Origin of the sequence: Mesorhizobium sp. M0119 (assembly GCF_040322615.1) — a bacterium.
Lineage (GTDB): Bacteria > Pseudomonadota > Alphaproteobacteria > Rhizobiales > Rhizobiaceae > Mesorhizobium.
The window spans coordinates 76,562-85,944 of the sequence record NZ_JAMYTU010000023.1 but is presented as its reverse complement, the minus strand read 5'-3'; the positions used below and the strand labels follow the sequence as shown (position 1 = coordinate 85,944).

General features: G+C 62.1%; 7 protein-coding genes. 2 read left to right on the top strand and 5 right to left on the bottom strand.

Annotation, left to right across the window (positions count from 1 at the left end; translation table 11 throughout):
* Positions 1–279 precede the first annotated feature (279 nt).
* The 5 genes from NKJ40_RS20995 to NKJ40_RS20975 all read right to left on the bottom strand — a co-directional run bounded on the left by NKJ40_RS20995 (position 280) and on the right by NKJ40_RS20975 (position 5,504).
* A complete protein-coding gene (locus NKJ40_RS20995) occupies positions 280–591 on the bottom strand; it encodes a UBP-type zinc finger domain-containing protein (protein ID WP_352467683.1) in 312 nt (103 codons plus the stop codon).
* Positions 588–2,279, bottom strand: a complete 1,692-nt coding sequence (locus NKJ40_RS20990) for an FAD-dependent oxidoreductase (protein WP_352467682.1) — start codon at positions 2,277–2,279, stop codon at positions 588–590. The genes NKJ40_RS20995 and NKJ40_RS20990 overlap by 4 nt, the downstream gene beginning before the upstream one ends.
* A gap of 360 nt (positions 2,280–2,639) precedes the next feature.
* Entirely contained in the window at positions 2,640–3,566 is a 927-nt protein-coding gene (locus NKJ40_RS20985; RefSeq protein WP_352467681.1) for an NADP-dependent oxidoreductase, read from the bottom strand.
* Between the two features lie 127 nt (positions 3,567–3,693).
* A complete protein-coding gene (locus tag NKJ40_RS20980; protein ID WP_352467689.1) occupies positions 3,694–4,131 on the bottom strand; it encodes a CBS domain-containing protein in 438 nt (145 codons plus the stop codon).
* A gap of 497 nt (positions 4,132–4,628) precedes the next feature.
* Positions 4,629–5,504, bottom strand: coding sequence for an AraC family ligand binding domain-containing protein (locus NKJ40_RS20975; RefSeq protein WP_502903734.1), 876 nt, complete (start codon positions 5,502–5,504; stop codon positions 4,629–4,631).
* A 199-nt stretch (positions 5,505–5,703) separates the two neighbouring features.
* On the opposite strand from NKJ40_RS20975, the gene NKJ40_RS20970 reads away from it, so the two are divergent.
* Positions 5,704–7,170 (top strand): alpha-glucosidase/alpha-galactosidase, encoded by a 1,467-nt coding sequence (locus tag NKJ40_RS20970; RefSeq protein WP_352467680.1) that lies wholly within the window; start codon positions 5,704–5,706, stop codon positions 7,168–7,170.
* Positions 7,171–7,288: 118 nt separating this feature from the next.
* Positions 7,289–9,373, top strand: a complete 2,085-nt coding sequence (locus NKJ40_RS20965) for an ABC transporter substrate-binding protein (protein ID WP_352467679.1) — start codon at positions 7,289–7,291, stop codon at positions 9,371–9,373.
* Positions 9,374–9,383 lie beyond the last annotated feature (10 nt).

Below are 9,383 nucleotides of genomic sequence, written 5' to 3'. Positions count from 1 at the left end.
CATTGATGCGAAAGCTCATCATCCTCGCAAACGCTCTCCTCAAGGCGCAGCGAAAATGGGCCCCTAAAACCCCTTGATCAAAACGGATACTTTAGATTTCTCGTTTTTATCCATGTCGTTATCGCTAAACCGCTGCACACTTTTGCGCGACATGCATCAGAACGGTTCATCGTTTCACGGAAACGCCGAACAGCTCTATCTTTTGTTTTGATGCAATTCCGGACGAAAACCGTTCACACTTTTCCTGGAAATGCTGTAGCGGCCCACAGGCAAAAAAGCTCAAATGAAGCGCGGGATCGGACCGTTTTGCGGCGTGGTGCGGTCGCCGAGGTCGAGGAAGATTTCGTCGATGTAGCACCATCCCCAACCTTCCGGCGGATCGTAGCCTTCGATGACAGGATGGCCGGTTGCCCGAAAATGCTTGGTGGCATGAAGGTTGGGCGAGTCGTCGCAGCAGCCGACATGGCCGCATGTGCGGCAGAGCCGCAGATGCACCCACTGCGAACCGCTCTTCAGGCATTCCTCGCAACCGAGCGCGCTCGGCGTCACGTCGTGAATGTCCCCGGCGTGCCTGCATTCGTCTGCCATCATGCGCTCCCGACCAGTTGTGGCGCCACGGCGAGGCTGCCGTTTCGCGCGAGATATTGATGCACCGCCGCAACCACCTGGGCGCCTTCGCCGACAGCAGCGGCGACGCGCTTGATCGAGCCGGAGCGCACGTCGCCGATGGCGAACACCCCGCCGCGGTTCGTCTCCAGTGCACCACGTTCCTGGCCAATGTCCGGCCCGGTGCGAACGAAGCCCTTCGCGTCCAACGCCACGTCGCCTTGCGCCAGCCAATCGGTGTTCGGGTCGGCGCCGATGAACAGGAAGAGGTGGCGGATCGGACGCGAGGTCTCGGTGTCGCGGCTGCGCCAGCGCACTTTGCCAAGATTGCCGTCGTCGCCTTCCAGCGCCGCGATCTGCGTCTCAGCCAGCACTTCGATGTTCGGCTGTGCCCTGACGCGCTCTACCAGATAGCGCGACATGCTCGCATCCAGGCTGCTGCCGCGCGCCAGCAGCCATACCTTCTTCACATGCGCCGCCAGATAGACGGCGGCCTGGCCAGCCGAATTGCCGGCGCCGACCAGGGCCACCTCTTGTCCGGCGCAAAGCCGCGCTTCGATCGGCGAAGCCCAGTAGTGCACGGAGGTTCCCTCGAATTGCGCCAGGTTTGCCATGTCAAGCCGGCGATAGCGCGCTCCGCTGGCTATCACCGCCGACCGTGCCCGCACGGTCTCCCCGCTGCCGACAGCGAGCGTGTAATGGGCGCCGGACGTGTCGCTTGCACTGCCCAGCCGCTTCGCCTCGTCCGGTATCACCATCTCGACGCCGAATTTCTGCGCCTGATTGTAAGCGCGCGCCATCAGCGCCATCCCCGAAATGCCAGTCGGGAAGCCGAGGTAGTTCTCGATACGCGAGGAGGCGCCCGCCTGTCCGCCAAAGGCACGGCAATCGAGCACGATCGTCGACAGCCCTTCGGAAGCCGCATAGACGGCCGCCGCAAGGCCCGCCGGTCCGGCGCCGACAATGGCTACGTCGTACACCTTGCCGGCGTCGATCGGCCTCACCAGGCCGATGCAGCGGGCAAGCTCGTTCTCTCCGGGATTGAGCAGCAGCTTGCCGTTCGGACAGAGCACAATCGGCAAATGGTGGATATCGACATGGAAGCGTTCGATCAGCGTCTTGGCGCAAGAATCGGTAGCCGAATCGAGAACCCGATGCGGCTGACCGCTGCGGGCCAGAAAACCTTGCAGCCGCAACACGTCGCCGCTGTCGACCGGTCCGACAATGATCGGTCCGGCTGTGCCGCTCTCGAGCAGGCCGACACGACGCAGGATCAGCGCCCGCATGATGCGCTCGCCGAGGTTTGCTTCCTGCACCATCAGGTCCCGCAGCCTTTGCGAGGGGATGACGAGCGCCTCGACCGGCTCGACCGCCTCCACATCCACCAGTGAGGGTCGGGCTGAAAGCTGCGCCAACTCGCCGACGAAATTGCCTGCACCGTGCGTGACGATTGTTTCGCGCCGGCCGAAGCTGCCGCCCTGGATGATATCCACCTTGCCGGACAGGACTACGATCAGACCGGGCGCCAGCTCGCCGGCTTTGACGATCTGTTCGCCTGTGGCATAGGATACGGCTTCGCCGAAACGGCCCATGCGGTCCAGGTCCGCCTCAGTCAGCGCTGGAAACATCTGATCGCGACGGGCAATGGAGGTCGGATTGACGGATTGAGACATGGTTCGAACCTATCGCCGGTGTCCGACAGTTTGAAGCGGTTTTTTGCGGCTTGCGGCCGGTAGGAACCTAGCCCGCCTGTCGGTAAACGCTGTGCCCTTCGTTCGCAGTTAACTGACGGCGGCCCGTGCGACGGTGTCGTCGCGACGTGCCTGACAATCCGTTGCATCTCCTTGATTTGTTTGATTTGCGCATCCCGGCAAACCCGGCGCATGCTGCTTCAGCCGGCACCGGTCTAAGCCGGCCAGGCCCGGCGCGCCGTCCTGTGTCAAACTCTCGGCCGCCGGGCTTCTGGACAGCAGAAAACGGCCTGTGTCCGAGCACTCCGCAAACGGGCCTGCGGCCTGTTGTTCGGCGAGTGCTCAGGCAGCTACCTGAAGCACAATCTTGCCGCGCGTGTGCTGCTTCTCGAGCTGTTCCTCGGCTTTGGCGACGTCCTCGAGAGGATAAATTGCCTGCACGAACGGCCCGACCTTCCCGGCGTCGACGAGGCGGCTGATCTCGGCAAGCTGCGCCGCGTTCGGCTTGGTCAAATAGGAAACGCCGCGAGCCCGATGCAGGCGGGCCTTCTCCGCCGACGGTTCGGAAAGCGTTGAGACGAGCGTCCCGCCGGGCTTGAGCACGTCCCACGAGCGGTCCTGTGTTTCACCCGCTACCAGGTCGAAGACGAGGTCGACGTCCTCGACAACCTCCTCGAAGCGCTGGTTCTTGTAATCGACCGCCTGGTCGGCGCCAAGCGCGCGGACGAAATCGAAATCCTGCGCGGAAACGGTCGTCGCGACGAAGGCGCCCGCAGTCTTTGCAAACTGCACCGCCAGATGACCGACGCCGCCGGCGCCACCATGGATGAGGACCCGCTGCCCGGATTTGAGGCCGCCGTGATCGAAAAGGCCTTGCCACGCGGTAAGGCCCGCAAGTGGCACGGCGGCGGCTTCGGCGTGGCTTAAGCGTTGCGGCTTCGCCGCCGCCTCCGTTGCCTTGACGACGACATATTCGGCGTTGCCGCCGCGGTCGTTGCCGAGCATGGCATATAGCGGATCGCCCTTCTTCAGCGTATGGGCCCGCGTGCCGCACAGTTCCACCACGCCGGATACGTCGCGGCCGAGCGTGACGGGCAGATCCGCGCCCGAAGAGCCCTCGCGAACCTTGTAGTCGACGGGATTGACGCTTGCCGCGTAGACCTTGAGCGTGACCTCGTCGTCATGCGGCTGAGGCAACGGAACCGCATCCAGCGAAAGAACCTCCGGTCCACCAAAATCGTGGATACGGACGGCCTTCATCGTAATCATGGCTTGCTCCTCATCGGGTTGCAGTCCAGTTCGCCTCTGAACAGTTTCGCCGGCAGGCCGGCGCCTATCCAGCCGGCGGTTCGGTCGTGGGCAAAGCCCGGCTGATGGTTCGGCCAGTGGTGCGCGGTCAGTGTATCGTTTGCGAATGCTCGCCGCCGGGTTGCGAGATGCCGCTTAGCGCTTCACCTGCTGTCGCCGTCTCGCTATTGGTGGCGAGGTCGCCCAGCGAAACGATGCCGACCAAGCGCTTGTCGCGGTTTAGCACCGGCAACCGGCGCACTTTCAGGTCAGCCATGTTGCGCAGAACATCCTCCGCGTCTTCGTCTTCGAAGCAATACCTGACCTCGGTGCTCATCACTTCCCGCACCTTGGCGTCAGGTGTCTTGCCTTGGGCGACGCCGCGGATTGCGATATCGCGATCGGTTATCATGCCGACGAGCCGGTCGTTCTCGCCCACCGGCATCGCGCCGGCGTCGAGGCGACCCATCATTTCTGCCGCATCGCGTAGGGTTTGCTGCGGACTGGCGATCTCGACGTCCCTTGTCATGCAGTTGCCAACTTTCATTTTAACCTCCGCTGGTTGCAGGGCCCGCCGCCGAATTCCGTGATGGAGGGTGAATGAGCGCCAGCGCAAAACGTTCCATGGCAAGACCCGTTTCGAGCGCTCCGCCAAATCACCCTTGCCATCCTCCACTCCGACCGCCCTTCAGGCGGTCGGCCCGGGAAAAGTCGGTTCCGAAGGAATTTCGGAAGGCGTGCCAGGAGGAATCCCGATTGGCTCCTGGTCCGGCGTTGGAATTGGATCCGGCGAGGGCGGGGGTACACCTGGAGGTTCTCCCGGCGGAGTCTCGGGCGGGGCAGGCGGCCGGGCCGGCTCCGGATTGGGATTGTCCGGCAGTGGATTCGGGTTGTTCGGATCGGGATTGTTCATCGATCACTCCCCTGACATCTGTGGCCTGATCTCCGCCAAGAGCGGGTTGCGGCAGCGGCGAGCAGGTTCTCCTGTCCTAAACCGAGGGAAAGCAAAAGCGTTCCCGCATCGATGCCATGCGTGGTGCCAATCTATCGGGCAGTTCCCAGGCTGGCATACATTCCGTTGGTGCGAAATTGCGTGGGGTTGATGCCGTAGAGGCGGCGGAAGACCTTCGAAAAATAATTGGCATCCTCGAAGCCGCACATGATGGCGACCTCCTTGACCGGCAGGAAATCGGCCTTCGTCAGCAATTTCGCCGCGCGCTGCAGTCGCTGCTGCAGTACGAATTCGGCGGGCGGAAGTCCCTCGCTCTCGGCGAAACAGCGCGAGAAATGCGCACGGCTCAGGCCGCTGATCTCGGCGAGATCGGCAACGCGGAGCGGCCTGTCGAGGTTGGCCTTGATGTGGTCGATGACGGGCTGCATGGCGCTCATTTCGTCGGTGACGGCATGCGAGCCGAAGACATCGTCGTAGAGCGCCATGGCTGCTTCATAGGCGACGGCCGAGGCGGCTCCCGGCGAGACCGCGCCCGTGATCAGGCGCACACTGCAATCGGCCAGATGATCGATCGTCGAGGGCTGCAGCCGCAGCACCGGACCGACGGCGGCAAGGATCGACTTATGGATGCGCAGTGCCTCCTCGCCGTTCATCGATATCCAGAAGAATTCCCAGCGTTCGCCCCTGGCCAGCCAGTAACGGTGGTTGTGCGGCACGAGAACCAGCAACGTATCGCCCTTTTGCAGACGGTAGTTGCGGTTCTCGTAGCGCAATCGGCCGGTGCCGCTGATCGTGTGCTGGAGCACGGTAAACGGCGTCTGGCCGCGCTTGCGCCCATCCCAGTCGTAGACCTCGTTCTCGCGCACTTCATAGCCGGTGCTTGTCGGCATGGTGTGCAGGCGCTGGCGGCCGCGCGGCAGCGATACCGTCCTGCCCGCCGGCCCGGCGTCGATCAAGTTCCGCAGCACAAAATTACCCCTAAAAGCATAATCCTTCTCTGGTCGCGTGCTGAATAAGGCGCATAATCCCTCGAGAAAAGCAAAAGAAACCGCGGTCAAAGAGCGGACGGGAGGAAGTGCCGGATTCCAGCCTGCATGCCACGGCAGGCGGGCCGGGCCTCTTTTCGCCGCCTTTGCCCTAGCATTCGATCAGGTCGAGGTGAGACTGATGAGTTTCAAGATCGCTATCATCGGTGCCGGAAGCGTCGGCTTCACCAAGAAGCTCTTTACCGACATTTTGTGCGTTCCTGAATTCAGGGATGTCGAATTCGCGCTGACCGATCTCAGCGAGCGCAACCTCCAGATGATCAAGTCGATCCTCGACAGGGTCGTCGAATTCAACAGGCTGCCGACCAAGGTTACGGCAACGACAGATCGCCGTGCTGCCCTCGAGGGTGCCCGCTACATCATCAGCTGCGTTCGCGTCGGCGGTCTCGAAGCCTATGCGGACGACATCCGCATTCCGCTGAAGTATGGCATCGACCAATGCGTCGGCGACACGATCTGCGCCGGCGGCATCCTCTACGGCCAGCGCAACATTCCGGTAATCCTCGATTTCTGCAAGGACATCCTCGAAGTCGCCGAGCCTGGGGCGAAATTCCTGAACTACGCCAACCCAATGGCCATGAACACCTGGGCGGCGATCGAATATGGCAAGGTCGATACCGTCGGCCTCTGCCACGGCGTCCAGCATGGCGCCGACCAGATCGCCGAAGTGCTCGGCGCCAAGTCGCGCACCGAGCTCGACTACATCTGCTCCGGCATCAATCACCAGACCTGGTTCATCGACCTGCGTCTCAACGGCCGCAAGATCGGCAAGGACGAGCTGGTTGCCGCCTTCGAGGCGCATCCGGTCTATTCGCAGCAGGAAAAGCTGCGCATCGACGTCCTGAAGCGCTTCGGCGTCTATTCGACCGAAAGCAACGGCCATCTTTCCGAATACCTGCCATGGTATCGCAAGCGGCCGGACGAAATCACCCGCTGGATCGACATGTCCGACTGGATCCACGGCGAGACCGGCGGCTACCTTCGTTATTCGACCGAAACGCGCAACTGGTTCGAAACGGAGTTCCCGCAATTTCTGGAGTCCGCCGCCAGTCCGATCGATCCCGCCAAGCGCTCCAACGAGCATGCCAGCCACATTCTCGAAGCGCTGGAGACGAACCGCGTTTATCGCGGCCATTTCAACGTCAAGAACAATGGCATCATCACCAACCTGCCGCAGGACGCGATCATCGAGTCGCCCGGCTTCGTCGATCGCTTCGGCATCAACATGGCGGCCGGCATCACGCTGCCGGAGGCCTGCGCCGCCACTTGCATTTCCTCGATCAACGTCCAGCGCATGTCGGTCCATGCGGCAATCTCCGGCGATATCGACCTGCTGAAGCTCGCCGTCCTGCACGATCCGCTGGTCGGCGCCGTTTCGACCCCGGAAGAGGTTTGGCAAATGGTGGACGAAATGGTCGTCGCTCAGGCCCGCTGGCTGCCTCAATATGCCGATGCGGTGCCGGCCGCGAAGGAACGGCTTTCGAAATCCAGGGTCAAGACCCGCGAATGGGCCGGTGCGGCGCGACGCGACGTCCGTTCGATCGAGGAACTGCGTGCGGAAAAAACGGCTCTCAAGCAGGCCGTCTGAATTTCGCCCGGACGGATCGCGGCGAGCTTTCGGGAGGATTTTCCGCACCCGTCTGTACATTGTTCGAGGAGAGATGGAGCAGCGTCAACGCGCTCCTGAACAACAGGGAGGAGAGACGATGAGGAATTTTCGAAACATTGGCATTCTCGCCGGGCTGGCGCTTAGCGTCTCGGCCTCGGCGCTGAACGCATATGCATCCGAGCCGACGGTGCCGCCGGTGCCCGCGCAATTTCCCGCCGAGGGAAAGATCAAATACGTCGCGCGCGACTCCATCGAGGAGTTCAAGGCACTTCCGGAATACCACGAACCCGATTGGGTCACCGACAAATACGTCAAGGCAGGCAAGCTGCCGCCAGTCAAGGACCGGCTGCCGAAGGAGCCGCTGGTCTTCAAGACCGGCAATATGCCGGACGGCGTCGGCGTCTACGGCGATACGATGCGCCATGTCATCGGCGGCCGGCCGGAAGGCTGGAACTATGGCGCGGGCCAGACGCAAGGCTGGGGCGGCATCGACATCGGCCTTTCCGAATGCCTGACGCGCACCGCACCGCTTTTCCAGGTCGAGGCCAAGGACACGGAGCCGCTGCCTAACCTCGCCAGGAGTTGGGACTGGTCGAAGGACGGCCACACGCTGACGATGCATCTGGTTGAGGGCGCGAAATGGTCGGACGGCGTTCCGTTCAACGCCGACGATGTGATGTTCTACTGGGACGACGAGGTGATCGACCCCAATGTCTCGCCGCTGAATGGCGCCACGCAGGAGACCTTCGGCGTCGGCACGACGCTGAAGAAAATCGACGACTACACCGTCGAGTGGACTTTCAAGGACGCCTTTCCGAAGCAACACCTCTACGCCATGGCTTACGGAAAGTTCTGTCCTGGACCGTCGCATATCCTCAAGCCGCAGCATCCGAAATATTCGAAGAACACCTACGAGCAGTTCAAGAACGCGTTCCCGCCGGAATATATGAACATGCCGGTGATGGGTGCCTGGGTGCCGGTGGCATACCGCCCCGACGATATCATCGTCATGCGCCGCAATCCGTACTATTGGAAGGTCGACGAGAAGGGCAACCAGCTGCCGTATCTCAATGAACTGCACTACAAATTGTCGACCTGGGCCGACCGCGACGTTCAGGCGGTGTCGGGGGCGGCCGACATCTCCAATCTGGAGCAGCCGGAGAACTTCGTCGCCTCGCTGAAGCGGGCGGCGCAAAAGGACGCGCCCGCACGGCTTGCCTTCGGTCCACGGCTGATCGGCTATAATCTGCGGATGAATTTCTCCGCCAATGGCTGGGGCAACCCCGACGAGCGCGGGCAGGCGGTTCGCGAGCTGAACCGCAACGAGGATTTCCGCAAGGGCGTCACCATGGCGCTCGACCGCAAGGCGCTCGGCGACTCGCTGGTCAAGGGTCCGTTCACTGCCATCTATCCGGGCGGCTTCTCCTCGGGTACGAGCTTCTACGACCGGAAGTCGACGGTCTACTACCCCTTCGATCTCGAAGGCGCCAAGGCGGAACTCGCCAAGGCAGGCCTGAAGGACACCGACGGCGACGGCTTCGTCAATTTTCCTGCCGGCACCGCCGGCGGCAAGAATGTCGAGATCGTTATGCTCGTCAACAACGACTACACCACCGACAAGAGCCTCGCGGAAGGCGTCGTCGGCCAGATGGAGAGGCTAGGTCTTCGCGTTGTCCTGAACGGGTTGAACGGCGTCCAGCGCGACGCGTCCATGTATTCCGGCCGTTTCGATTGGATGGTCAGGCGCAATGATGAGGAGCTCACCTCGGTCGTGCAGAACACCGAGCAACTGGCGCCGATCGGCCCACGCACAAGCTGGAACCATCGCGCTCCGGAAAACGGCCAGGTCGATCTGATGCCGTTCGAGAAGGACCTCGTCGACATCGTCAACAAGTTCGTCTCGGCGCAGGACAACGACGAGCGCGCCAGCCTGATGAAGCAGTTCCAGAAAATCTCGACGGAACATGTCTATACCGTCGGGCTCACCGAATATCCCGGCGCGCTGATCATCAACAAACGCTTCTCCAATATCCCGCAGGGAACGCCGATCTTCATGTTCAACTGGGCCGAAGATTCGATCGTTCGCGAAAGGGTCTGGGTGGCCGCCGACAAGCAGCAGAAATATGAGCTGTTCCCCGAACAGCTTCCCGGAAAGCCCGGGGACAAGGGTCCGACGAACTGAGTTTCCTCCC

Coding starts and splice junctions, on each gene's coding strand:
- NKJ40_RS20995 (WP_352467683.1), bottom strand. CDS start 591: ATGATGGCAGACGAATGCAGGCACGCCGGGGACATTCACGACGTGACG.
- NKJ40_RS20990 (WP_352467682.1), bottom strand. CDS start 2,279: ATGTCTCAATCCGTCAATCCGACCTCCATTGCCCGTCGCGATCAGATG.
- NKJ40_RS20985 (WP_352467681.1), bottom strand. CDS start 3,566: ATGATTACGATGAAGGCCGTCCGTATCCACGATTTTGGTGGACCGGAG.
- NKJ40_RS20980 (WP_352467689.1), bottom strand. CDS start 4,131: ATGAAAGTTGGCAACTGCATGACAAGGGACGTCGAGATCGCCAGTCCG.
- NKJ40_RS20970 (WP_352467680.1), top strand. CDS start 5,704: ATGAGTTTCAAGATCGCTATCATCGGTGCCGGAAGCGTCGGCTTCACC.
- NKJ40_RS20965 (WP_352467679.1), top strand. CDS start 7,289: ATGAGGAATTTTCGAAACATTGGCATTCTCGCCGGGCTGGCGCTTAGC.